The following is a 22,181-nucleotide window of genomic DNA, read 5'->3' on the forward strand; positions in this document are numbered from 1 at the left end:
GCGGCCGGGACGCGCGGCGGGCGGCGGGCTCAGAAGCAGCCGCCGTAGCCGCGGCGCCAGCCCGGTCCGCGGCCGAAGCCCTGGCCGCGGCCGCCGCCGCGGCCGGCCGCCCAGCGCGGCCGCAGGCGGTCGTCGCGCAGCGTGAAGGTCCGGTCGCCGACCGTCACGGTCTTGGCCACGTAGGCGTCGGCCGGCATGCGGTCGGTGCGGAAGCCCTGGACGGCGAGCGCCTGCCCGGCCGGCGCCGCCTTCAGCACGTCGGCCACCGCGGCCGACGGCCCGAGATGGAGATTGATCGTCCGGTCCCGGGTCTGGACGATCAGATGGGCGCCCTCGGAGGACCGCCCGGTGGTCAGCTTGCACGGCCCGACCTTCGTCTCCTTCACGGTTCCCGACAGGGAGACGATCGGCGGCTTGTCGGCGCGCCGCCCCATCCCGGACGCCTCGCCGGTTCCCTTCTGGGCCCAGGCGGTCCCGCCGATCAGGGCGGCGGCCAGCACGGCGACGCCGGTGCAGACGTGACGGTGTCTCATCGCAGGTCTCCTTCTCCGGCTTCCCCCACGCGTGGCGCGGCGCAGGCGTGCGACGGACGCCGCCTGCCGCGCGGTCCGGCCCGGTCCCCCCGGCCGGCTGCGGACCCTGGAGAGAGCCTACGCCGGGACGCCTGACGGCGACCTGACTGGGCCGCGCCGGCTCACGGCCGCGGCACGCGGCGGCCGGCGGAGACGAAGCTGTAGCCCTGGGTGCCCTGCACGCCGACCATCACGGCCTCGATCACCGGCTCGCCCGTGGCGGCCGGCGACGACCAGTCGACCACGAAGCTCGCGCCGATGCCGCCGCGCACGTCCTCCTGGGCGATCACCACCTGCATGGAGGCGTAGGGCTTCAGCGCGACGGGCTTGTCCAGCACGCGCTCGACCAGCCGGCCGGCCTGGTCGCGATAGGCGATGGCCTCGATCACCAGCACGGCCTCGGCCGCGCCGTTGTGGATCGACAGCAGGCCGGAGAAGTTGAGCCGCGTGCGCCCGCCGCCGGCGATCACGGTGGAGTGCAGCGGCACCAGGGTCCGGCCCTGCACGGCCGGGGCACCGGCCGGCACCGGCGCGGTCGCGTCCGGCAGGATCATCACGGCCTGCTCGGCCCGCGCCGGCAGCGGCGCGAGGACGGCGCCGAGGAGGGCGCTCACGAGGGCGGCGAGGAGCGCGGCGGGCAGGGCGGAGCGGACGCGGCGAAGCAGGGCGGACGGCATGGGCGTCTCACGAGGTTGCGGCGCGGGCGGCGAGTCGCGCCCGGGCGCGCAGGATAGGCCAGACACGCCGCGGCCTCCATGCACGGAGCCGGACGCGGCGGCGGCCCGAGCCGCCGGGCGCCGCTCAGCAGCAGGGGCGGAGCCGGCCGTACGGGGCGACGCCCCACGGTCCGTTGATCAGGCCCGGATACCACCAGCCCCGCACGCCGCTGCCCAGGGACCCGTACGGGTAGACGGTGGTGGGGCGCGCCCGCCCGTAGCGCGCCGTCACGGCCCAGCCGTCGCCCCACTGTCCGTACCAGTGGGGCGGCGGGACCAGGGGCCGCACCAGGACCACGGGGCGGCCCTCCGGCACGACGCCGCGCCGTCCCGCCTCCGCCCCGGTCGCCAGCGCGGCGCTCACGGCCGCGGCCGTGAGCGCGATCCGCAGGACGGTGCCCGCACGTGCCATGGCTCGATCCTCCGCTCGGTTCGGTTCGGGGGAGCGGGGCCGGACGCCCCGCGGCGCCGCCGCCCGCCGGCGACGCGCGCCGGGGCCGGTGACGCCGCATCACATCACGCGCCGTTCCCGCCGTCACCTGGGTCCGCGGGGGGCTCCCGGGGCCGGCGGGGCCGGGCGTCGCACCGCGCGGCGCGGCGCGGCCGCCGCGGTGCCGCCGGCCGGGCGGGGCCGTTCGGAAACCGTTAACCGTCGCGCGCCACCCTGCGCGTCGATCCCGCCCGGGCCCGGCCCACGAGAGCACGACATGGACGCACAGGATAACAAGTTCCACGACGCCGAGACCGATCTGCGGCAGCTCATCGACGACGTCGTCCGCGCCACCGGCAAGGTCCAGGCGGCGATCGCCAGGGTGCTCGCCAAGCCGGCCGCCGACGAGGCCGCGCCGCCCCCGCCCGAGACCTCCGCCGCGGCGTAGGCGGGCCGCGGCTACGTCCTTTCGCGTTCGTGCTTCCCGACATAGTCCCGCAGCACCCTGTTGATGCTGGTCTGCCAGCCCTCGTCGGGGAAGGGATTCTTGCGGAACCAGTCGATCACGTCGGCGCCCAGCCGCAGCGTGATCTGCTGCTTGACCGGCCGGAAGAACAATCCGCGCCGCGCGCCGCTCCAGTCCCGTTGCTCGGGGACGTCCGTCGTATCGATCCGGGCTTCGGGCTGCGCGGCCAGCGCCTCCAGCTCGGCCATTTGGTCCGGCGTGAGGTCAGAGGCTTTCTTCTTCATAGGCTCTCCTCTCGTGCGCCGTCGCCTTCCGCACGCTGATGATTCGTCCAACCTCGTCGCCGGCCCCGGTTCGGCAGGTTCGTTCCCATACGGTTGTCATGGAGGCGGCGAGATCGAGTGCACTGCACCGTGATGTCCCGGGAGGCGGCCGCGACCGTGGTGCTGTCGATCCGCGGGTCGGGTGCGGTTACGACGGGGGCATCTCGACAAAACTGCGCTCATGGATTGTAGTGCGTAAATCTTGCGACTCAACCGGAAAGCGGTTTCGACGAGAGGATTGCGCGATGCCGGACGAATTCGGAGAGAGACTGATCGCCTTCGCCAAGCGAAACGTCGGATTGTCCGATCGCTGCACGAACGAGGAATCGACGAAGATGTTTCTCGTCCTTCCTTTCGTGAGCTTCCTGGGGTTCGACGACCGTAATCCCCTCGAGGTCTGCCCCGAGCACCACGCCGACTTCTCCGAGAAGTACAAGAACCGGGTCGACTTCGCGATCCTGGAGAACGATCAGCCGATCATCGCGATCGAGTGCAAGTGCTGCGGCGCCGCCCTCAAGGACGAGCGCGGGCAGCTCCGGAGCTATTTCAACGCGGCTCCGACCGTGAAGATGGGGGTGCTGACGGACGGCCTCGTGTTCGAGTTCTACGCCGACTCGGACGAGCCGAACATGATGGACGAGAAGGCGTTCCTCAGCTTCAACCTCCGCGACATCGCCAACGGCCGTCTCGACGAGAGCGTCGCCGACGGGCTCAAGTCGCTGCAGAAGGGGCAGTTCGATCCCGAGAACATCGGCGCAGAGGCCAAGCGCAAGCTCATCTTCCAGAAGTTTCTGCAGGAGATCACGCAGCTCGCCGAGAAGCCGAACGAGACGTTCACCCGGATGCTGCTCAAGACGGTCGGAATCCAGAACGTCCGTGACAAGGCGCTGCCCGACTTTCAGGAGCTGGTCGGGGCGGCGTTCCGCGAGTTCGTCAACGTGAAGATCCTGCAGCGGCTGGAGCTCACCCGGGGCTCGATACCCGCTGCACCCGCGCCGATGGAGCCGGTCGCGGCGCTCGAGCCGGCCAAGGACTCGCCGGTGCTGCCCAGCGACACGGAACTCGAGGTGCTCGCCTTCGTGAAGCACCGACTCGCATTCCTGGTGAACGACGAGACGCTCTTCGAGGCGATCCAGAAGATCGCCTACAGCGACTACAAGGGGAAATTCGTCGTCTTCTACGAGCGGGAGCGGCGCGGTCGCCTGTTCGATTTCTGGGAGGGCGGAAATCGCGGCGCGAAGTACAGGTTCGCGTTCGCGGACATCGCAGAAGAGGTCGCCACCGATCGCCTGTCCGGCACCGTCATCGACGCTCCACTTCTCCAGGTCTTCAAGAAGCGGGTCCAGGGCGAGGCGGCCGCTGTCGGAACCGAGGCTCCGGCGGCGCTCGTCTGACGGCGACGGCGCACGCGTTCGAGGTGCCTTGCCGGAGACGGCCCCGGGATCTCGCTTCGCGCCGGCGGGCTCCGGGCGGACGCCGAAGCGGCGCCGGCCGGCCGGGCTCAGCGGCCGGCGGGGGAGCCGGTCGCGCGAGGGGCGGTGCTGCCGGTGACCTCGGGGGCCGGCATCGCGGGGCGCCGCGACGGGCGCGTCTCGGGGAGGTGCAGGCGGCGCACCGTCAGGTCGCCGATCTCGACCGCGTCGAAGCGGGCCCTGCGGACCGACAGGCGGCCGATCGCGAAGGCGCCGACCGCCAGCGCGCCGATGGCCACGGCGCCGAGGGCGAGCGCCCCGACCGCGCCCAGGCCGGTCGCGCCGAGGCCGATCGCCAGCCGCTGCACGCCGCCGGCGGCGCGGACCGACACCGGCCCCGAGACGGGCGCGAGTCCCGAGACTTGCGCGAGCCGGCCGCCGAGGCGGCCCGCCGCGGCGCCCGGCCCGGACAGGCCGCGGGACAGGGGCTGGATGGCGCGCATGGACATCTCCGCTCGGCTGCGGCGCCGCCCGCCGCAGCCCCGCTCTCCGCGCCAACGTCGCGGGGCGGCGGGTGTTCCGCGGGGGCCGGGCGGCTGCGGCGATTACAGCGAGAGAGCACTCGACTAGGATGTCCCGCGGCCGGCCGTCGTCAGGCAAAGCGAGATTTAGTGCAGGTCACCGTAATTCCGGGTGTAGCGCTATCCCCGCGATACACTCACCATCACCTTTGTGACGCTGTACATCTCTATCTTGCCGCAGGCGGCCACATCAGGATCAAAAAGAGCGAGATTGATACCGTCGCTGACTGAGCTTCGATAGATAACCCCGTCGAATCGTCGCTTTTTAATGAACTCACATAGGTACTGGCTCGGAATGTAGTCAATCGCTGCGCCTTGCGGCAGAACCGGCCGGGTAAGTTCCTCGCCTAGTTGCTCAAGAAGTGGCAAATCGGCGCGCAATTGCCCGATCTCGGTCGCGTCCGACAACATGAATGGCGATACCGTCTTCCGCGGGCTGCGTAAATCCACAGTCCGAATCTTGGGGACTTTGTACTCGGCAACGCAAGCGGTCTCTCCAGTATGCGGTCGAACCTCGGAAATAGCAGTCTCAGGCTTAGATCCAAGGTAAAGGTATGGAATGCCCGCTGGATTTGCGCGCCCATGAGACGCTTGGCGCTTCGGAGGCGCCCCCATTTTATCGGCGGGATATTCGTGACCGTCAGGACTAATACGGGCGCGGTACCAAAGCGATGGCCTGCTTTCCCAAACCAAAAGATCCAGAAGTTGCTCAAGTCGCGCGGTATCAATGTCCACATCAATGAACCAACGATTTTTATACATCATCTCGTCGCGCAGTGTCTCCCATTGCACTAGGCCGTCGCTCTTGTATCCTGCTAAGGGGGCGAACGGATTCCGCGCGATGTCGCCATCATCAAAGATGTCGCCAAGCAGGTCTTTTGCGTGTGCGGCATCCATGTTAGGATGAGAGAAGAGTAGCCAGTCCTCCTTCATCCACTCGACAAGCGATTTGCCGGCGTCATTCAATTCATAAGCATTCGCTAGAAGTTCAAAATAAGTATGGAGTGCGGTAGGATCAATTAGGTCGACGCTCGACGTTCCGCAAAAATCGCAAGTTCCCGTATCGGACTTGTGCGCACGAAAAATTTCATTTCGCAGATAATGGTCGTCGAAGCACTCCGGGCAGCAGAGCCGTTTCTTCATTCTCGGCCTCAGCCAAGGTAGGCGGAAAGCGTTTCGATGTGATGCTTCATAGAAAGCTTCTTCACATATCCAAGGCCAGGAAAATGCCTTTTCTCATGAAGTGTCCGGAATTCTTTAACGGCTTCGGTTTCTAAAATATTGGAGTCTCCTGAATCGAGTCGCTTAACTAGTTTCTTAAGTGCTTGGGCGAATTTTCCGGCTGGGTCAGTCGGAGTATCCTTCGTGTTGGAGACGAAGTGGTATATGTACATAACATTCTCTTCGTCAGGATTGATGAACGTGAGGTGGATCGCGACTGCATACGCCGGTCCGCCACCCTCAGAATAGCTATCGCCAACGATCAGGAAGTCTCCGAATCCCTGCATTCCCAAATCTTTGTAGGTGAGGTGCAATTCGGAAAAGCGCTCCATGTCTGGATAGTCAGCGTTGCGCTGCCGGTTAAACCCGTCCCGTACAAGGACGTCGGCGGCGGCTGTGCCTTCGAAATGCCGCTGATAGAGAGAAGTTGCGTACGGTTCCACGAAAACATTTCGCGCAACGCCGAGATTGTCGGAAATTAACTCAGAAAATGCTTTTGGTGCAGCAAATCCGGCATGCACGATAGTCGGATCGTGCTCTACATGCGCGGTGTAGCAATCGGCTGCTTCTTTGACTTTCGTATCGCTACGCAGAAGAATGCCTGCGGAGATCGCCTTACTATCCAAATATCCATGCTTTAAAAGTTTTGAAATCTCAGCCCTGCTCTCGCGAAGATCGCCGTGGTATGGATTGACAATGACGACAGCTTTTCCGCCTGCATCACAGATCGCATCAAGCGTTCGTTCGAGGCTGCTGAGCGACTCTCGCACCGGCTCAATGATCGGTATGAAACGGCTTCTAGCGAGCAGCTTCGCTGTTTCGCGAATGGTGATGAGTTCAAACTGCTTTCCGCGGAAATAGGGGAAGTACATCTTTCTTATTCCCAGGTCATTGCCACCCCGAGCGGCATGGCAACAACGTCTGTTAAGCGCCTGTGATCTGCGCGGCGAATAGGAATCGAAAGAGCTGCAGCGTGCAGCGATCTTGGGAGCTGATCGATAAGGTCACTAAGCGGCGTCAGATTTCGACTGCGCTTCAAGACTTGGACCATTTGACTATGCACGTCGGCCGAGTTTAGTTCTGCAAACAGGTCGCGCATGACGGCGTGTCTCTGCGTATTTGGCACCTTGGGAACACAGACGCCTAAGCCGTTGAGAATCAGCTCAGCCTCATCGGATCTCAGTGAATCGAAAACAGTTTGCGGAGAAACCCGCTCGGGTTGGTTCACGGCATCCTGGATTACTGATATACGGTAGCGTTTCGAAAGGCACATAACTCCGATATCCTCGGGGACCGCCGCTAACACGCCCTCTACGTGATCCTCGCTTGCGATTACATTTACTGCAGCGAACACTCGCTTGTAGTTGTCGACCTGCCTGGCAAGACGAGTGAGCGAATCTCGTTCGCTTTTGATCTCGTAAACCGTTGCCGTGCCGTTCAGGATCACAAGATCTGCCTTGCAAGTGCCTGCCCGAAACTCGTTGAGCATTGCCGCTGTATGCAGAGTGTGTCTACCCAATAAAATCTTCTGGGTGACAGCAGTTCTATAAATGTATTCGTGGCGGCGACCAGCAATTTTCAGGATAGAAAAGGCAGTCTCGAACGCGCTTCCAACAGTAGCCCCAGTTGCGCAACTTCCGCGCAACGCAGCTTCGTCAAAAAGGCGGCGAAACTGCGGGGAGCGGCCCTTTTTCGCCATTTCCCGAAAGACGGAGGCGGAAAATAGCCGCGTCATCGCCGACAGCTGAGATGCGTTTGGGGTCACTGATTCCACCGCTGGGGCCCGCCGCTCGCTCGCAGGCGTTCCTATTTACTTTAGCCGACAACGACCGCCGGTGGAACTGCGTACTTCACACAAGGGTGATGTCGGTGCATTTCGGTGACAGTGTATTGAATACGAACGTCCCACGACACGGCAGTTGTGGGTAGGCGGGGCCATCGCATGCAATGTCGCCGCACGGGCGGCGACGGTCGTGGCGCGCCCATCGGCGTGTCGGCCCGCTACGCGGCCCTTCGGCCGAGGGCGGCCTCGCAGCGGCTGCGGCACTCGGCCAGGGTCTCGGCGAGGGGCTGCTCGCCGGCCGCGACGGCCGCATTGGCGGCCTTCAGGACGGCGGCCGCCACGACGGTGGCGCGGTCCGTCCGGTTCTGGGCGAAGAGCCAGCGCGCGACCGTCGCCCAGTCCCACAGCGGGCTCTCCGACGTCACCCGGGCGACGGGCGGCGGAAAGTTCTCGCCGCGCTGGCCCCGGAAGTAGTGGCTCACGGCGGCGCGGGTCAGGCCGCTGCGCGCCGCCATGTCGGCGAGGGTGACGAGCGGGTCCGGCTCGATGCGTACGACGGTGGCGCCGGCCCGCACGACATCGGCGACGGCCGACGCGACCGCCGTGTCGATCCCGGGCGCGTCGCGGGAGAAGTCCACCACGATGCGGCCCTTCTGGAACGCCACCGTGGCATCGTCGCAGCCGGCGTCGAGGAAGCGCGTCTCGAAGTCGTCCGCCAGCGGGTCGAGCCCCGCTGCCACGATGCAGAACTCAAAGGTCGCCATCCTCGGACTCCCTCGCCCCGGCGCCGCCGTGCGGGCAGCGCGCGATCGCGCGCCGGATCTGGCGGGCGTGCCGCTCGGCGTCCCGCGGTGTGCCGAACACGCCGAGTCGGCAGGGCGATCTTGCAGCCCGACCGGTCGGCCTGCGGACAGAACAGCCGGCCCCAGTGGCCCATCGGCCGCCACGTCCATCCCCGCGCCTCGGCCCAGGCCACCGCGGCCTCGACCTCCTTGCTCGGATGGCGCGGTCTGGCCATCGGCTCTCCGACAATGGACGATGTGTTGACAAATGTAAACAGCAATCACTGCGTGTGTGAGCCTTATAGAACCGTTCGGCACCGGCGGCGACCCTCGACACGTCCATCGCCTCGCTCCGGCGTGGGGCGCGGGCTCCCCGGTGTCGATGGCTCGCGACGACATGGCGCGCGGGTTCCGGGCGCTCCATCGCGGCGCACGGCGGAGGAGGGGCCGACCGGCGTGCGGCGGGCGGGGCGGCGCGTCGCCGGCGCTGTCGGCGGCCCTCCGGCGACGGAGTCGGTACGGTCGCGGCGCGGCGGTGCCGGATCGCGACGCGACGCCGGCGGGGCAGGGCGCGCGGCGCGGGGACGGTGCGGTGCCGTGCCGGAGGGAACAGTCGTCCGGCGCGCCGGTTGAAGGCGTGACGCGGTCGACCGCGGGCCCGTCGACCGCGGGCCGGGCCGAATGCCGGCCGGCCGAATCCGGGCCGTCTCGACTCCGGGCCGTGACGACTCCCGGCCGGGACGGCGGCGCGATGGCGATGGAGGAGCGATGTTCAGCCTGTTCAACAAGACCGGCATCGCCACGGTGCTGTTCGCCCTGCTGCTGATCGTCGCGACCTATGTGATCGCCGCGAGGACCATGTCGGCGCCGGACTCGCCGCCGGGCGCACCGGCGAGCGCGCCGGCGGCCGGCCGCGACGGGACCTGACGGTCCGGGGAGACGGGCGCCTCCGGCAGGGCGGCCGGGACGCGACCCCGGATGCCCGCCCATCGTCAGACGCGCCGGCTGGAGATCGCTTGCAGATCGGCTTCTACGGCATTCTCGGACTCGGCCTGCCGCTGGTCGCGGTGACGGTCCTGTCGGCACTGCCGAGCCAGGAGCGCTGGATCCGCGTGTGGGATTTCCCGCGCGCCCAGATCGCCGTCCTGCTCGCCGCCGTGATGCTGGCCGCGGCGCTGCTCCTGCCGGTGGGCGAGCCGCCCGGCATCGCCCTGATGGGCCTGATGGGCGCGGCGCTGGCCTGGCAGGCGTGGCGGATCTGGCCCTACACGACCCTGCACCGGGTCCAGGTCGGGGCGGCCCGGTCGTGCCCGGACGGCGCGCAGATCGTCCTGGTGGTCTCGAACGTGCGGCAGGGCAACCGGCGGAGCGGCCGCCTGCTCGCCCTGATCCGCGACATCGACCCGGACCTCGTGCTCCTGGTCGAGACGGACGCCTGGTGGGATGCCGCGCTCCGGCCGCTCGCCGCGTCGCACCCGCACGCGATCCGGTGCCCGCGCGACAACACCTACGGCATGCATCTCTTCTCCCGGCTGGAGCTCCACGACGCCGAGATCCGGCATCTGGTGAGCGACCAGATCCCGTCGATCAGGACCGGCGTGCGGCTGCGCTCCGGCGAGTCGATCGTGCTGTACGGGGTTCATCCGCGGCCGCCGCCGCGCGCCGACACGGCGCAGCGCGACGCGGAGCTGGTGCTGGTGGCGCAGGAGGTGCGGCGCGGCGAGGCGCCGGCGATCGTCGCGGGCGACCTCAACGACGTCGCCTGGTCGCGCACCAACGGCCTGTTCCAGGACGTCAGCGGCCTGCTCGATCCGCGCATCGGCCGCGGCCTCTATCCGACCTTCCACGCCGACTGGCGCCTGCTGCGCTGGCCGCTCGACCACGTCTTCCTCGCCCCGGCGTTCCGGCTGCGGGCGCTGCGCGTGCTGCCGTCGATCGGGTCGGATCACCTGCCTCTCCTGGTCGCCGTGTGCCACTGCCCGGAGGCCGCCGACCGCCATCCGGCGCTCGCGCCGGAGCGGGCCGACCGCGCGCGCGCCCGGGACGTGGTCGCGACGGGGCGGCGCGCCGCGTGCGAGAGCGACGCGACGACCGAACGGGTGGACCGGATCTGAGCCGCCCTGCGGGCCGCCGCCCGCCGCGGAACTCCCGCGCGGGGGCGCCCTTGTCCGGAGGCGGGCGCCGGGGCGGCGCGCGGGCCGCGACGTGCCGGCCCCAACCGACGGGACGGGACGGCATGTTCGGCTGGATCAGCGGCTTCGTCGAGCGCAGCGGCTATCTCGGCATCGCGCTCCTGATGCTCGTCGAGACGGTGTTTCCGCCGATTCCGTCGGAGCTGATCATGCCGCTCGCGGGATTCGCCGCGGCGCGCGGCGAGCTCGCCCTCGTGCCGGTGATCCTCGCCGGCTCGGCCGGCTCGCTGGCCGGCGCCTCGCTCTGGTATGGCCTCGGCCGCTGGCTCGGCGGCGAGAGGCTGCGGCGGCTCGCCGCCCGGCACGGCCGCTGGCTGACGCTGGAGCCGCGCGACCTCGACGGCGCGCAGGCGTTCTTCCGCCGGTCCTGCGGCGCCGCGGTTCTGCTCGGCCGGCTGGTGCCGGGCGTGCGCACCGTCGTCTCGGTTCCGGCCGGGATCGTCGCCATGCCGCCGTGGCGGTTCCTGGTCTGCTCGGCGATCGGAACCGGGCTGTGGTCGGCCGGTCTCGCCGCGGGCGGCTTCCTCCTCGGCGCGGAGTTCGAGCGGATCGCCGGCTGGCTGGGGCCGATCGGCAACGTCGTCATCGGCGCCGCGGCCGCGTGGTACGTCTATCGGGTCATCACGTTCCGGCCGCGGCGCGATCCGTGTCACTGAGGACCGTGCCGCTTCGGTCCGTGTCGCCCCGGTCCCGGTCGATCTGCGCGCCGGTCGTCGAACCTCGTCCGTCCCCGGGGGTTGACGTCGTGTGTGTTGCGGGAGACCTGCGATGGCCAGCGACAAGTTCAGCACGCTTCTGCACCTCGTGGAGCGCAAGGCGTTCGATCCGGTGATGCGGGCCGGGCCGGACGGCCGGTCGGACGCCGACAAGGCGAAGCTCGCGGAGGTGAAGCGCAAGACCGGGGCCGAGATCGAGCGCTACCGCGGCTACGGGTCGGCCGAGGCGCTGGTCACGAACTTCAAGCGCGACCTGCACTCCGATGCCGCCCGAAAGGTTCACGCCGACCTCAGGTCGCTCGACCTGCCGACCATCGCGGACATCCGCGACGAGGTCGAGAAGAAGGCGCGCGAGCTCGGCGTGGAGAGCGGCGCGTGAACGATCGGCGCACGAACGATCGAGGGAGCGGAGCAGCGCGATGAGCGAGAGGTTTCACGACGCGTCGCGTCGAGCCGTGGTCGGCGGTCTCGCCGGCGGCCTTCTGGCCGCGATCGACGGGCCGGCGTCGGCCCAGTCCGGCGGATCGGGCGGCGCAGCGTCGTCGCTCGAGAACCCACAGACCGCCTATCCGCAGCCGCCGTTCCCGCGCCAGCAGCAGGAGTGGCCCGGTCTCGGCCGCCGGATGCAGCCCCAGCCCGACACCGGCGAGGGCTCGTATCGGGGCTCCGGCCGTCTGCAGGGCCGGCGGGCGCTCGTCACCGGCGGCGACTCTGGGATCGGCCGGGCGGCCGTGATCGCCTTCGCCCGCGAGGGCGCCGACGTCGCGATCAGCTATCTGCCGGCCGAGCAGCCGGACGCCGAGGACGTGGCGCGGATCGTCCGCGAGGCCGGGCGGAAGGCGGTCCTGCTGCCCGGCGACATCCGCGAGGAGGCCTTCTGCGACCGGCTCGTCTCCGACGCCGTGCGGGAGCTCGGCGGCCTCGACATCCTGGTCAACAACGCGGCCCGCCAGCACGCGCTGGAGTCGATCACCGAGCTGACGACCGAGCTGCTCGACTGGACGATGAAGACGAACATCTACGCGATGGTCTGGATCACCCGGGCGGCGGTGCCGCACCTGCCGCCAGGCGCGGCGATCATCAACACCACGTCCGTGGTGGCCTACCAGCCGCCGGAGAACCTGCTGGACTACGCCACCACCAAGGGCGCCATCATGGTGTTCACCAAGGCGCTGGCGAAGCAGCTCGCCGGGAAGGGCATCCGCGTCAACGGCGTCGCACCGGGCCCGATCTGGACGCCGCTGCAGGTGACGGGCGGCCAGCCGCCCGACCGCATCCCGCAGTTCGGCGCCGGCACGCCGCTGGAGCGCCCCGGCCAGCCGGCCGAGCTCGCGCCGCTCTACGTCCTGCTCGCCTCGTCGGAGTCGAGCTACTCCACCGGCCAGATCTTCGGCGCCGTGGGGGGCGGCGGCGGCCCCTGACGGCGGCTCCCTTCGCGGGCGTGCTCGCCGCCGCCCTCCGGCGGCACGTGTGCGCGGTCGCCGTCGTCCGGCGCGCGGTCCGCCATGAGAATTACGAACTGGACCTGCGGCCGGGTTCGGCGAACCATGGCGGGCCCCCGGACCACAGTCCCGCCGGATCGTTCCCGCCATGCCCACCACCACCGACGCCCCGGTCCCGGCCCGCGCTGCGGCCGGGCCCGACCGCCCGCGTGCCGACCTTCGCGGCGCCCCGTTCCCCGGCGCCGGCCGCGTGCCCGAGACGCTGCGCGACACGCTTCCCGGCGGCGGACCCGGCTTCGTGTCGCTGGCGCGGGCGGAGGCGGCCGGAATCGCGCGGTTCGACGACCTGCCGGTGAGCCTGAAGATCCTCGCCGAGGACGCGCTGCGCCACGGCGAGACCGAGGCGGCCGCGGCGATCGCGGCACGGCGCCGCGACGTCGCGGTGCGGCTGCGGCCGGGCCGCATCCTCATGCAGGACTCCTCCGGCATTCCGGTGCTGGCCGACCTCGCGGCGCTGCGCGACGAGGCGCCGGCGGGCGTGCCGGTCGAGCCGCTGATCCCGGTCGACCTCGTCGTCGATCATTCGGTCGAGGTCGACCGCCACGGCACGCCGGACGCGCAGGACGAGAACCTCGCCCTCGAGTTCGCCCGCAACGCCGAGCGCTACCGCTTCCTGCGCTGGGCCGAGCGCGCCTTCTCCGCGCTGCGCGTGGTGCCGCCCGGCCGCGGCATCTGCCACCAGATGAATCTCGAGGTGCTGGCGCAGGTCGTGACGGTGCGGGACGGCATCGCCCGGCCCGACACGATGCTCGGCACCGACAGCCACAGCACCATGGTCAACGCGCTCGGCGTGCTCGGCTGGGGCGTCGGCGGCATCGAGGCGCTGTCCGCCATGCTGGGCCGCGCCGTCGTGATGCGCCTGCCGCCCGTGCTCGGCGTGCGGCTTCTGAACCGGATGCCGCCGGGCGCGACCGCGACGGATCTCGCGCTCACGCTGACCGCGCTGCTGCGCCGCCACGGCGTCGTCGAGACGGTGGTCGAGTTCTTCGGCCCGGGGCTCGCCGCGCTGCGCCTGCCGGATCGCGCCACCGTCGCCAACATGGCGCCCGAGTACGGCGCCACCATGGGGTTCTTCCCGGTCGACGGCGAGACGCTCGACTATCTCCGCCTCACCGGCCGCGACGCCGCCCATGTGGCGCTGGTCGAGGCCTATGCCAAGGCGCAGGGCCTGTGGCACGCGGCGGAGGGCCGCCGCTTCGACGAGACGCTGGAGTTCGACCTCGCGGAGATCGCGCCGAGCGTCGCCGGGCCGTCACGGCCGGCCCAGCGGCTCGGCCTGTCCGCCGTGCCGGACTCGCTGCCGCCGACCAACCGCTGCCGGCCCGCGGCCGGCCCGATCCGCGACGGCGACGTCGCCATCGCGGCGATCACCAGCTGCACCAACACGGCCAACACCGACGCGATGCTCCGGGCCGGCCTGCTGGCGCGCGCCGCGCGGGCCCGCGGCCTGACGGCGAAGCCCTGGGTGAAGGCGTCGCTGTCGCCGGGCTCGCGCGTCGTCACCCACGTTCTGGCGGCGGCCGGGCTGCTCGACGACCTCGCCGCGCTCGGCTTCGCCCTGGTCGGCCACGGCTGCATGACCTGCATGGGCAATTCCGGCCCGCTCGCGCCCGAGGTCGAGGCGGCGATCCGGAGCGAGAACCTCGCCGTCGCCGCGGTGCTGTCGGGCAACCGCAACTTCGAGGGCCGCATCCATCCGCTGGTCCGCGCCGCCTATCTGGCGTCGCCGCCGCTGGTCGTCGCCTATGCGCTCGCCGGCGACATGCGCCGCGATCTGTCACGCGATCCCGTCGGTGTCGGCAAGGACGGGCGGCCCGTGATGCTGGCGGATCTGTGGCCCGACGACGCGACGGTCGCCGCCGCGGCCGCCGTGGTGACGCCGGAGGGCTATGCGGCGCGCGCCGCGACCGCCTTCGACGGCCCGCCGGCCTGGACCGCGATCGCCGCCCCGGAGGGCCCGCGCTTCGCCTGGGAGCCGGGCAGCCAGTTCATGCGGCCGCCGCCCTTCGCGGCCGGCCGCCTCGCGGCCCCCGCCGTCACCGGCGACATCCGCGGCGCCCGCATCCTGGCGCTGCTCGGCGACGACGTGACGACCGACCACATCTCGCCGGTGTCGCGCATTCCGCCCGACTCCGAGGCCGCCGCCTGGCTGATCGCCCATGGCGAGACGGCGGCCGGGCTGCAGTCCTACAGCGCGCGGCGCGTCAATCACGAGGTGATGGCGCGCGGCGCCTTCGCCAATCTGCGGCTGCGCAACCGGCTGGTGCCGGAGCGGGAAGGGGGCTTCACCCGCCTGACGCCGGGCGGCGCGATCACCACCATCCACGCCGCTGCGCGACAGTATCGCGACGCGGGCACGCCGATGGTCGTGGTCGCGGGGCGCAACTACGGCGCCGGGTCGGCGCGCGACTGGGCCGCCAAGGGCACCCGCATCCTCGGCGTCGCGGCCGTGCTGGCCGAGAGCTTCGAGCGCATCCACCGCGCCAACCTGGTCGCGCTCGGCGTGCTGCCGCTGCAACTCGCGGCCGGGCAGGGCCCGGCGTCGCTGGGCCTGGACGGCTTCGAGACGGTCGACCTGGCGGGGCTCGCGGCGCTGCGCCCCGGCGGCACGGCGACGGCGCGCTTCCATCGTGCGGACGGGAGCGTCGTCGAGGCGCCGGTGCGGTGCCGGATCGACACCGAGGAGGAGGCGGCGGATCTCGCCGGCGGCGGCGTGCTGCCGGTCGTGCGGCGCGGTCTCGCGGGCGCGCCGGGCGGGCCGACGGCCTGAACGGCGCGCGCCGGGCTGAGCGGCGGACGCCCGGACCGGTTCACTTCAGCTTCATGTCGACCCGGAAGGTGTCGCCGCGATACTGGCCTTCGCCGATGAACACCAGGCAGCCGTCGCGGTCGACCACGGTGCGATGGACGATGGCGACCGGCGCGTTCAGCGAGATGTCGAGGAGCTTCGCGGTCTCCACGTCGGCGGTGGCGATGGTCAGCGTCTGCCGCGCGTCCTTGATCTTCAGGCCGGGGACGTCGGCGATCAGCTTCAGGGCCGGCTTGGTCTGGAAGTCCTTCTTCGAGATCTTCCCGGCCAGGCGCTCGTCGATGCAGAGATTGCTGAGGTAATAGGGCGTGCCGTTGCGCGAATGCAGGCGGCGCATGCGCTGGTAGGACGGCGCGAGCTTGCCGATCGGGTGCATCACGTGCGCCGGCTGGATCCCGCGCTCCTCCGACAGCGTCTCGATGACGGCGTTCTCGCGCGGCATCAGCAGCCCCGACCAGTCGGTGGCGACCTCGCACCACGCCTGCACCTCGGGGCGCTTGCGCACGAACGTGCCCTTGGCGCGGAACCGCTCGATCAGCTGGTCCTTGGCGAGCTCGTCGAGGGCCTGCCGGATGGTGGCCCGGGCGACGCCGACCTCCTCGGCCAGCTCGTCGACGGTCGGGATCTGCTGCCCGACCGGCCACTGGCCGGATTCGATCCGCCGCCGGAACAGGCTGGCCAGCTGGATGTAGCGCGCGACGGCGCTGCGGCTGAGATCGGGCGCGATGTCGGTCTTGGGTGAGCTCATGGGTCAGGCCGGGCCGATCGCTTCATGTCGGCGCAGTTGCGGACGGCGGCGCGCGGCCGCGCGCTCCGGGGTGCCACGCGCCGACGCGGCGGCAGGCCCCGGACAGGCACGACGACGGACCGTCGCGAGGGCCGCGAAACGTGTCGGCCGGGCTGCCGAGGAGGGCACGAGTCACCCGTGCGTCGCGGTGTCGACGACTCCATAACCCATTCTCCTAGTCAATGCAACTAAGCCGGATTTGCTGCGGCGCAACTCTCGCGCCGCGCGCGAGTTGCGCCGGAGCTCGCCGACCGCGGCATGCGGCCGGCCCCGGCCGGCGGACGGTGCCCGGAACGGCGCGAACGAACGGTCGAGCGCTCCCGGGGCGGGGCGGAGACAGGCGTCGAGTGGCGCGCCGTGACGGGATGTCCGCCGGTGGATCGTACAGACGGGTCAGGGAAAATGCGCTGGACAAGCAAGGCCGAAAAGGTCATATAACTAGCTCAACGGCACTTTGCTCCTCCCCCGGAGGTGCTTCGCGTCGACTCCTGGCCGGGCCGGCGCCCGGCCCGCAGGCCGGCCGGCAGGCCGGCCCGGCAGCCCGGGTCGACGCCGGTACCGGCCCGGCTCGAGCGAGCATCGACGGGCCGGACGATCGAGACGCGACCACGCCGGACGCACGAACAGCCGGAGCCGCCATGCCCGTACCGCCATCACCTCGTCCCGCCGAACGGGCGACCCGGCCCGCCGAAGCGGCGACCGACGACACCGCGACCGGATCGCAGCCGCCGCGGGTCGGCCCGCTGGCCCATGTCCGGGTGCTCGACATGGGGCGCATCCTGGCCGCCCCCTGGGCGACCCAGATCTTCGCCGATCTCGGCGCCGACGTCATCAAGATCGAGCGCCCCGGCGCCGGCGACGACACGCGCGGCTGGGGGCCGCCGTTCCTGAAGAGCGCCGGCGGCGAGCCGACCCGCGACGCCGGCTACTTCCTGGCCGTCAACCGCGGCAAGCGCTCGGTGACGATCGACATCACCAAGCCGGAAGGGCAGGAGATCCTCCACCGCCTCGCCGCCACGGCCGACGTCGCGATCGAGAACTTCAAGGCCGGCACGCTGGAGCGCTACCGGCTCGACGCCGCCTCGCTGCGCGCCGTCAATCCCCGGCTGATCTACTGCTCGGTCACCGGCTTCGGCCAGGACGGCCCGCGCAAGGACCAGGCGGCCTACGACTTCGCCATACAGGCGATGGGCGGGCTGATGAGCGTGACGGGCGAGCGCGACGACCTGCCGGGCGGCGGCCCGCAGAAGGTCGGGCTGCCGATCGTCGACCTGATGACCGGCATGTACGCGGCCGTCGCCGTGCTGGCGGCGCTGGCGCGGCGCGCCGAGACCGGGCAGGGCGAGACGATCGACCTCGCCATGCTGGACGTCCAGGCCGCCGTGCTGGCCAACCAGGCGATGAACTGGATGCTCTCCGGCCGGGTGCCGCAGCGCGGCGGCAACCGGCATCCCAACATCCAGCCGCAGGACGTGTTCCCGTGCGCCGACGGCCATCTCGTGCTGGCGGTCGGCAACGACGGGCAGTTCGCCCGGCTGTGCCAGGTTCTCGACCGCGCCGAATGGGCGAGCGACGAGCGCTTCGCCACCAATGCGGGGCGGGTCCGCAACAACGCGGTCCTGACCGCGCGGCTGACCGAACGGTTCCGCAGCTTCGAGCGCGACGCGCTGATCGCCGCGCTCGACGCCGTCGGCGTGCCCTGCGCGCCGATCAACACGATCCCGCAGGTGTTCGACGACCCGCAGATCCGCCACCGGCAGATGAAGCGGGACCTGCCGCACCCGGTCGCCGGGACGGTGCCCCAGGTGGTGAGCCCGCTGCGCTTCGCCGAGGCGCCGCTGCGCTTCGACCGCGCCCCGCCGGTGCTGGGCCAGCACACCCGCGAGGTCCTCGCCGAGCTCGGGCTGGACGACGCGGCGCTGAGCGACATCGCCGCCCGCGGCGTGACCTGAGCGACACGAGAGACCGCCATGGCCCGCATTCCGCTTCCCGAGCCGGACGAGATGACGGACGCGCAGCGCGCCGTCCACGCGAGCGTGGTGACCGGCAAGCGCGGCAAGATGATCGGCCCGCTGCGCGCCGTCATCCACAGCCCCGAGCTCGCCCGCCGCTGGTCCGCCTTCGGCGAGTTCCTGCGCTACGACACCTGCCTGCCGCCGCGCCTCAGCGAGCTCGCCATCATCGTGGTCGGCCGGCGCTACACCAGCCAGGTCGAATGGTGGGCGCATTCCGCCGCCGCCGCCAAGGCCGGGCTCGCCGCCGCGATCATCGAGGCGATCCGCCGCGGCGAGGCGCCGGTCTTCGCCGATCCGGACGAGGCGGACGTCTACGAGTTCGCCCGCCAGCTCGTGCAGGCCGGACAGGTGGAGGACGCCGTCTACGCGGCGGTCGTGGCGCGCTTCGGCGCGCGCGGCGCCGTCGAGCTCGCCGGCGTCGTGGGCTACTACACGATGGTGTCGATGACCCTCAACGTCCACGCCGTCCCGCTGCCGGACGGCGTCGACGAGCCGATCGCCCCGCTGCCGCAGTCGGACGGGCTGATCACCCCGCTGCCGCCGGCCCGTCGCATCTGACGAGGATCATCATGCCCGACCTCGACGTCGTTCCCGCTCCGCCGGTGTCGGAGCCGGCGATCGCGCTGCCGCCGGACGCGTGCGACGCGCACAGCCATGTCTTCGGGCCGTTCGACGCGTTCCCGCCGAAGCAGGCCTCCGTCTACGCGCTGCCCGACGCCTCGCCCCGGGTTCACGCCGCCGCCCGCCAAACGCTCGGGGTCCGCTACGGCGTGCTCACCCAGCCGGCCCCCTATGCCGACGACCCGGCCGCCATGCTGGCCGCGATCCGCGGGTCCGGCGGCGCCCTGAAGGGCGTGGCGGCCACCGACAGCGCGATCGACGACGCGACGCTCGCGGCGTGGCGCGCCGGCGGCATCTGCGGCCTGCGCTTCGTCGAGATGCGGGCGCCGGGCGGCGGCCGCTATCCGGGCAGCGTCGGCGTCGAGCACCTCGCCGCGCTGGCGCCGCGCATGCGGGCGCTCGGCCTGCACGCGCAGCTGTGGGCCAAGGCGGGCGACTACGCCGCGCTGCTGCCCGATCTGCTGACGCTCGGCGTGCCGCTCGTCCTCGACCACATGGGCTGCCCGGACCCGGCCCGCGGCCCGCACGACCCCGGCTTCCGGGCGATCCTGGACGCGATGAAGACCGGCCATGTGTGGGTGAAGCTCTCGGTGTGCCGCGTGTCGCGCACCGCGCCCGGCTATCCCGACGTCCGCCCGCTGCACGACGCCCTCGTCGCCGTCGCGCCGGACCGGCTCGTCTGGGGATCCGACTGGCCCTATGTCCGGCTCGACCCCGCCCCGGACGCCGGCCGGCTGCTCGATCTGTTCACCACCTGGCTCGGCGACGACGACCTGCGCCGCCAGATTCTCGCCGACAACCCGGCCGAGCTCTACGGGTTCGGCAATGGCATCCCGGCCTGAGCCCTGCTTTTCGGAGAAACGCAATGACTGACGCCGCACCGGCCCTGCCGGCCACCGTCCCGGTCGCCGTGATCGGCGCCGGGACCATGGGCAGCGGCATCGCGCTCGTCGCCGCCCGGGCCGGGCATCCGGTGCTGCTCCACGACGCCGCGCCCGGCGCGATCCAGCGCGGCCTCGACGGTCTGCGCCGCGACCTCGACCGCCTCGTCGACAAGGGCAGGCTCGCGGCCGCCGAGCGCGACGCCCAGCTCGGCCGCATCACGGCGATGCCGCGCCTCGACGACATCGGCCCGGCCGGCCTCGTCATCGAGGCGATCGTCGAGGACTTCTCGGTCAAGCGCGACCTGTTCCGGCGCGTCGAGGCCGCGGTGGCGCCCGACGCGATCCTCTCGACCAACACCTCGTCGCTGTCGGTGACGGCGCTCGCCGCCGTGCTCGACCGGCCGGAGCGCTTTCTCGGCGTGCACTTCTTCAACCCGGCCCCGATCCTGCCGCTGGTCGAGATCGTCAGCGGGCACGTCACGGCGCCGGCCGTCGCCGCCACCGCCTTCGCGACCTGCCGGGCCTGGGGCAAGACGCCGGTGCATTGCCGCTCGACGCCCGGCTTCATCGTCAACCGCGTGGCGCGGCCGTTCTACGGCGAGACGCTGCGGCTGATCGCCGAAGGGGCCGCGACGCCGGCGACGCTCGACGCCATCCTGCGCGAGGCCGGCGGCTTCCGCATGGGACCGTGCGAGCTGATGGACCTGATCGGCCACGACGTGAACTACGCCGTGACCCGCACCGTGTGGGAGCTGCTGTTCCAGGATCCGCGCTACAAGCCGTCGCTGGTCCAGAAGGAGCTGGTCGAGGCCGGCCAGCTCGGCCGCAAGACCGGCCGCGGCTTCTACGACTACGCCAAGGGCGCGCCGCCGCCCGCGCCGGACGACGCGCCGGCGGGGCCGCGGCCGACCAGCGTCGTGATCGAGGGCGACCTCGGTCCGGCCGCGGCGCTCCCGGCCCTCGCCGAGGCGGCCGGGCTGACGGTGACGCGGCGCGACGGGCCGGGCCTGCTTCGCATCGACGGCGTCGCGCTCGCGCTCACCGACGGGCGCAGCGCCACGGCGCGCTTCGCCGCCGACGGCGGCCCGGAGATCCTGTTCGACCTCGCGCTCGACTACGCGACGGCCGGGCGCATCGCGATCGCCGCGGCCGACCAGGCGCCGGCCGGCGCGTGCGCCACGGCGGCGGGCTTCTTCCAGGCGCTCGGCAAGACCGTGTCGGTGCTCGACGACGCGCCCGGCCTCGCCGTGATGCGCACCGTCGCCATGCTGGTCAACGAGGCGGCCGACGCCGCGCATCAGCGGGTCGGCAGCGTCGCCGACATCGACCTGTCCATGCTCAAGGGCGTCAATTATCCGCGCGGGCCGCTCGCCTGGTGCGACACGCTCGGCGCCGCCCGGATCACCGCCGTCATCGACGCGCTCGCCGCGGCCTACGGCGAGGACCGCTATCGCACGGCGCCGCTGCTGCGCCGCCACGCCCTCACCGGGCGTCCCTTCCATCCGTCGAACTGATCCGGACACGATGCCATGACGAACTCCTCGGCCGCCAAGCCGCCGGTGACGATCACGCGGCGCGAAGACCGCGTCGCGATCGTCACCATCGACCGGCCCGAGCGCCGCAACGCCCTCAACCTCGAGGTGAAGGGGCTGATCGCCGGCGCGATCGAGACGCTCGCGGCCGACGACTCGGTGCAGGTGATCGTGCTCACCGGAGCGGGCGGCTGCTTCGTCGCCGGGACCGACATCGCCGAGATGGTCGCGATGACGCCGCAGACGCATGTCGCGCAGCGGACCGGGCACGTGTTCGACGTGCTGCGCCACTGCCCGAAGATCCTGATCGCCGCGGTCGAGGGCTATGCGCTCGGCGGCGGCTGCGAGCTCGCGCTGTGCTGCGACATGATCGTCGCCGGCGAGGATGCGGCGTTCGGCCAGCCGGAGATCCGGGTCGGCATCATGCCGGGCGCCGGCGGCTCGCAGCGGCTGATCCGCGCCATCGGGAAGTACCGGGCCATGAAGCTGATGCTGACCGGCGAGGCCGTGAAGGCGCCAGAGGCGCTCGCCATGGGCATGATCACCGAGGTGGTGGCGAAGGGCGGGGCGCTCGACCGCGCGCTCGCGCTCGCCCGGACCGTCACCACGATGCCGCCGCTCGCCGTGCGCGCCGTCAAGGAGGTCGTCGGGCTCGGCCAGGACGTGCCGCTGGAGACGGCGCTGGCGCTGGAGCGCAAGGCTTTCGTGATGCTGTTCGACAGCGCAGACCAGACCGAAGGCATGACGGCCTTCCTGGAGAAGCGCAAGCCGGTGTACCAGGGCCGGTGAATCCGCGGGCGATGAGTCCGCGGCGCGGCCCGCCGGCCGTCCGCCCGC

General features: G+C 71.0%; 23 protein-coding genes. 13 read left to right on the forward strand and 10 right to left on the reverse strand.

The genetic code is table 11. The annotated features are described in order from the left end of the window. Positions 1 to 29 precede the first annotated feature (29 nt). From J2S22_RS02325 to J2S22_RS02335, 3 genes are all read right to left on the reverse strand, one after another. Entirely contained in the window at positions 30 to 533 is a 504-nt protein-coding gene (locus J2S22_RS02325) for a MamS/MamX family magnetosome protein (protein ID WP_272776137.1), read from the reverse strand. A gap of 161 nt (positions 534 to 694) precedes the next feature. After that, positions 695 to 1,249, reverse strand: a complete 555-nt coding sequence (locus tag J2S22_RS02330) for a DUF3124 domain-containing protein (RefSeq protein ID WP_272776138.1) — start codon at positions 1,247 to 1,249, stop codon at positions 695 to 697. A gap of 124 nt (positions 1,250 to 1,373) precedes the next feature. Beyond that, the gene (locus J2S22_RS02335; RefSeq protein WP_272776139.1) at positions 1,374 to 1,700 is read right to left on the reverse strand and encodes a hypothetical protein; all 327 of its coding nucleotides are present in this window, start codon (positions 1,698 to 1,700) and stop codon (positions 1,374 to 1,376) included. A 295-nt stretch (positions 1,701 to 1,995) separates the two neighbouring features. Here J2S22_RS02335 and J2S22_RS02340 point away from each other — a divergent pair, with 295 nt between their 5' ends. Then, positions 1,996 to 2,166 (forward strand): hypothetical protein, encoded by a 171-nt coding sequence (locus J2S22_RS02340; RefSeq protein ID WP_272776140.1) that lies wholly within the window; start codon positions 1,996 to 1,998, stop codon positions 2,164 to 2,166. Positions 2,167 to 2,177: 11 nt separating this feature from the next. On the opposite strand, the gene J2S22_RS02345 is transcribed toward J2S22_RS02340, so the two are convergent. Next, positions 2,178 to 2,468: a BrnA antitoxin family protein gene (locus J2S22_RS02345; protein WP_272776141.1), complete on the reverse strand. Its 291-nt coding sequence runs from the start codon at positions 2,466 to 2,468 to the stop codon at positions 2,178 to 2,180. 374 nt (positions 2,469 to 2,842) lie between these two features. Here J2S22_RS02345 and J2S22_RS02350 point away from each other — a divergent pair, with 374 nt between their 5' ends. Then, a complete protein-coding gene (locus tag J2S22_RS02350) occupies positions 2,843 to 3,901 on the forward strand; it encodes a type I restriction endonuclease (RefSeq protein ID WP_272776142.1) in 1,059 nt (352 codons plus the stop codon). Between the two features lie 107 nt (positions 3,902 to 4,008). On the opposite strand, the gene J2S22_RS02355 is transcribed toward J2S22_RS02350, so the two are convergent. From J2S22_RS02355 to J2S22_RS02375, 5 genes are all read right to left on the reverse strand, one after another. Next, positions 4,009 to 4,422 carry a hypothetical protein gene (locus J2S22_RS02355; RefSeq protein ID WP_272776143.1) on the reverse strand — a complete coding sequence of 138 codons (414 nt, stop codon included), beginning with the start codon at positions 4,420 to 4,422 and terminating at the stop codon, positions 4,009 to 4,011. A gap of 198 nt (positions 4,423 to 4,620) precedes the next feature. After that, positions 4,621 to 5,643, reverse strand: coding sequence for an RES family NAD+ phosphorylase (locus tag J2S22_RS02360; protein ID WP_272776144.1), 1,023 nt, complete (start codon positions 5,641 to 5,643; stop codon positions 4,621 to 4,623). Positions 5,644 to 5,651: 8 nt separating this feature from the next. Then, positions 5,652 to 6,593, reverse strand: a complete 942-nt coding sequence (locus J2S22_RS02365; protein WP_272776145.1) for a sce7725 family protein — start codon at positions 6,591 to 6,593, stop codon at positions 5,652 to 5,654. 5 nt (positions 6,594 to 6,598) lie between these two features. Next, positions 6,599 to 7,495, reverse strand: a complete 897-nt coding sequence (locus tag J2S22_RS02370) for a sce7726 family protein (protein ID WP_272776146.1) — start codon at positions 7,493 to 7,495, stop codon at positions 6,599 to 6,601. A 227-nt stretch (positions 7,496 to 7,722) separates the two neighbouring features. Continuing rightward, on the reverse strand, positions 7,723 to 8,268 hold the full coding sequence (locus J2S22_RS02375) for a hypothetical protein (protein ID WP_272776147.1): 546 nt from the start codon (positions 8,266 to 8,268) through the stop codon (positions 7,723 to 7,725). Between the two features lie 786 nt (positions 8,269 to 9,054). On the opposite strand from J2S22_RS02375, the gene J2S22_RS02380 reads away from it, so the two are divergent. The 6 genes from J2S22_RS02380 to acnA all read left to right on the forward strand — a co-directional run bounded on the left by J2S22_RS02380 (position 9,055) and on the right by acnA (position 15,466). Beyond that, positions 9,055 to 9,213, forward strand: a complete 159-nt coding sequence (locus J2S22_RS02380; RefSeq protein ID WP_272776148.1) for a hypothetical protein — start codon at positions 9,055 to 9,057, stop codon at positions 9,211 to 9,213. A gap of 89 nt (positions 9,214 to 9,302) precedes the next feature. Then, complete coding sequence (locus tag J2S22_RS02385; protein ID WP_272776149.1) at positions 9,303 to 10,400, forward strand: endonuclease/exonuclease/phosphatase family protein; 1,098 nt, start codon at positions 9,303 to 9,305, stop codon at positions 10,398 to 10,400. Between the two features lie 122 nt (positions 10,401 to 10,522). Beyond that, positions 10,523 to 11,134 carry a DedA family protein gene (locus tag J2S22_RS02390; RefSeq protein WP_272776150.1) on the forward strand — a complete coding sequence of 204 codons (612 nt, stop codon included), beginning with the start codon at positions 10,523 to 10,525 and terminating at the stop codon, positions 11,132 to 11,134. A gap of 112 nt (positions 11,135 to 11,246) precedes the next feature. Further along, positions 11,247 to 11,573, forward strand: coding sequence for a hypothetical protein (locus tag J2S22_RS02395; protein WP_272776151.1), 327 nt, complete (start codon positions 11,247 to 11,249; stop codon positions 11,571 to 11,573). Positions 11,574 to 11,613: 40 nt separating this feature from the next. Next, positions 11,614 to 12,615: an SDR family oxidoreductase gene (locus J2S22_RS02400; RefSeq protein WP_272776152.1), complete on the forward strand. Its 1,002-nt coding sequence runs from the start codon at positions 11,614 to 11,616 to the stop codon at positions 12,613 to 12,615. Between the two features lie 169 nt (positions 12,616 to 12,784). Continuing rightward, positions 12,785 to 15,466 carry an aconitate hydratase AcnA gene (acnA, locus tag J2S22_RS02405; RefSeq protein ID WP_272776153.1) on the forward strand — a complete coding sequence of 894 codons (2,682 nt, stop codon included), beginning with the start codon at positions 12,785 to 12,787 and terminating at the stop codon, positions 15,464 to 15,466. A gap of 40 nt (positions 15,467 to 15,506) precedes the next feature. Here acnA and J2S22_RS02410 read toward each other — a convergent pair whose 3' ends face one another. Then, positions 15,507 to 16,253, reverse strand: coding sequence for a GntR family transcriptional regulator (locus J2S22_RS02410; RefSeq protein ID WP_272776154.1), 747 nt, complete (start codon positions 16,251 to 16,253; stop codon positions 15,507 to 15,509). Between the two features lie 677 nt (positions 16,254 to 16,930). Here J2S22_RS02410 and J2S22_RS02415 point away from each other — a divergent pair. Genes J2S22_RS02415 through J2S22_RS02435 form a run of 5 tightly spaced genes read left to right on the forward strand, consistent with a single transcriptional unit; the run spans position 16,931 to position 22,133 of the window. Continuing rightward, positions 16,931 to 18,244, forward strand: a complete 1,314-nt coding sequence (locus J2S22_RS02415; RefSeq protein WP_272776155.1) for a CaiB/BaiF CoA transferase family protein — start codon at positions 16,931 to 16,933, stop codon at positions 18,242 to 18,244. An 18-nt stretch (positions 18,245 to 18,262) separates the two neighbouring features. Next, positions 18,263 to 18,865, forward strand: coding sequence for a carboxymuconolactone decarboxylase family protein (locus tag J2S22_RS02420; RefSeq protein ID WP_272776156.1), 603 nt, complete (start codon positions 18,263 to 18,265; stop codon positions 18,863 to 18,865). A gap of 11 nt (positions 18,866 to 18,876) precedes the next feature. After that, positions 18,877 to 19,770, forward strand: coding sequence for an amidohydrolase family protein (locus J2S22_RS02425; RefSeq protein WP_272776157.1), 894 nt, complete (start codon positions 18,877 to 18,879; stop codon positions 19,768 to 19,770). A 23-nt stretch (positions 19,771 to 19,793) separates the two neighbouring features. After that, positions 19,794 to 21,326, forward strand: coding sequence for a 3-hydroxyacyl-CoA dehydrogenase PaaH (gene paaH / locus J2S22_RS02430; protein WP_272776158.1), 1,533 nt, complete (start codon positions 19,794 to 19,796; stop codon positions 21,324 to 21,326). Between the two features lie 15 nt (positions 21,327 to 21,341). After that, positions 21,342 to 22,133: an enoyl-CoA hydratase-related protein gene (locus J2S22_RS02435; RefSeq protein ID WP_272776159.1), complete on the forward strand. Its 792-nt coding sequence runs from the start codon at positions 21,342 to 21,344 to the stop codon at positions 22,131 to 22,133. Positions 22,134 to 22,181 lie beyond the last annotated feature (48 nt).

It is taken from the genome of Rhodoplanes tepidamans, from assembly GCF_030813915.1.
In the GTDB taxonomy this organism is placed as follows: Bacteria; Pseudomonadota; Alphaproteobacteria; order Rhizobiales; family Xanthobacteraceae; genus Rhodoplanes; species Rhodoplanes tepidamans.

Excerpts from the sequence above, each read along its gene's own strand:
- paaH (WP_272776158.1), top strand. The coding sequence starts at position 19,794 with ATGACTGACGCCGCACCGGCCCTGCCGGCCACCGTCCCGGTCGCCGTG.
- J2S22_RS02395 (WP_272776151.1), top strand. The coding sequence starts at position 11,247 with ATGGCCAGCGACAAGTTCAGCACGCTTCTGCACCTCGTGGAGCGCAAG.
- J2S22_RS02350 (WP_272776142.1), top strand. The coding sequence starts at position 2,843 with ATGTTTCTCGTCCTTCCTTTCGTGAGCTTCCTGGGGTTCGACGACCGT.
- J2S22_RS02390 (WP_272776150.1), top strand. The coding sequence starts at position 10,523 with ATGTTCGGCTGGATCAGCGGCTTCGTCGAGCGCAGCGGCTATCTCGGC.
- J2S22_RS02375 (WP_272776147.1), bottom strand. The coding sequence starts at position 8,268 with ATGGCGACCTTTGAGTTCTGCATCGTGGCAGCGGGGCTCGACCCGCTG.
- J2S22_RS02435 (WP_272776159.1), top strand. The coding sequence starts at position 21,342 with ATGACGAACTCCTCGGCCGCCAAGCCGCCGGTGACGATCACGCGGCGC.
- J2S22_RS02400 (WP_272776152.1), top strand. The coding sequence starts at position 11,614 with ATGAGCGAGAGGTTTCACGACGCGTCGCGTCGAGCCGTGGTCGGCGGT.
- J2S22_RS02380 (WP_272776148.1), top strand. The coding sequence starts at position 9,055 with ATGTTCAGCCTGTTCAACAAGACCGGCATCGCCACGGTGCTGTTCGCC.
- J2S22_RS02345 (WP_272776141.1), bottom strand. The coding sequence starts at position 2,468 with ATGAAGAAGAAAGCCTCTGACCTCACGCCGGACCAAATGGCCGAGCTG.
- J2S22_RS02420 (WP_272776156.1), top strand. The coding sequence starts at position 18,263 with ATGGCCCGCATTCCGCTTCCCGAGCCGGACGAGATGACGGACGCGCAG.
- J2S22_RS02355 (WP_272776143.1), bottom strand. The coding sequence starts at position 4,422 with ATGCGCGCCATCCAGCCCCTGTCCCGCGGCCTGTCCGGGCCGGGCGCC.
- J2S22_RS02335 (WP_272776139.1), bottom strand. The coding sequence starts at position 1,700 with ATGGCACGTGCGGGCACCGTCCTGCGGATCGCGCTCACGGCCGCGGCC.
- J2S22_RS02415 (WP_272776155.1), top strand. The coding sequence starts at position 16,931 with ATGCCCGTACCGCCATCACCTCGTCCCGCCGAACGGGCGACCCGGCCC.
- J2S22_RS02330 (WP_272776138.1), bottom strand. The coding sequence starts at position 1,249 with ATGCCGTCCGCCCTGCTTCGCCGCGTCCGCTCCGCCCTGCCCGCCGCG.
- J2S22_RS02340 (WP_272776140.1), top strand. The coding sequence starts at position 1,996 with ATGGACGCACAGGATAACAAGTTCCACGACGCCGAGACCGATCTGCGG.
- acnA (WP_272776153.1), top strand. The coding sequence starts at position 12,785 with ATGCCCACCACCACCGACGCCCCGGTCCCGGCCCGCGCTGCGGCCGGG.
- J2S22_RS02360 (WP_272776144.1), bottom strand. The coding sequence starts at position 5,643 with ATGAAGAAACGGCTCTGCTGCCCGGAGTGCTTCGACGACCATTATCTG.
- J2S22_RS02410 (WP_272776154.1), bottom strand. The coding sequence starts at position 16,253 with ATGAGCTCACCCAAGACCGACATCGCGCCCGATCTCAGCCGCAGCGCC.
- J2S22_RS02325 (WP_272776137.1), bottom strand. The coding sequence starts at position 533 with ATGAGACACCGTCACGTCTGCACCGGCGTCGCCGTGCTGGCCGCCGCC.
- J2S22_RS02365 (WP_272776145.1), bottom strand. The coding sequence starts at position 6,593 with ATGTACTTCCCCTATTTCCGCGGAAAGCAGTTTGAACTCATCACCATT.
- J2S22_RS02425 (WP_272776157.1), top strand. The coding sequence starts at position 18,877 with ATGCCCGACCTCGACGTCGTTCCCGCTCCGCCGGTGTCGGAGCCGGCG.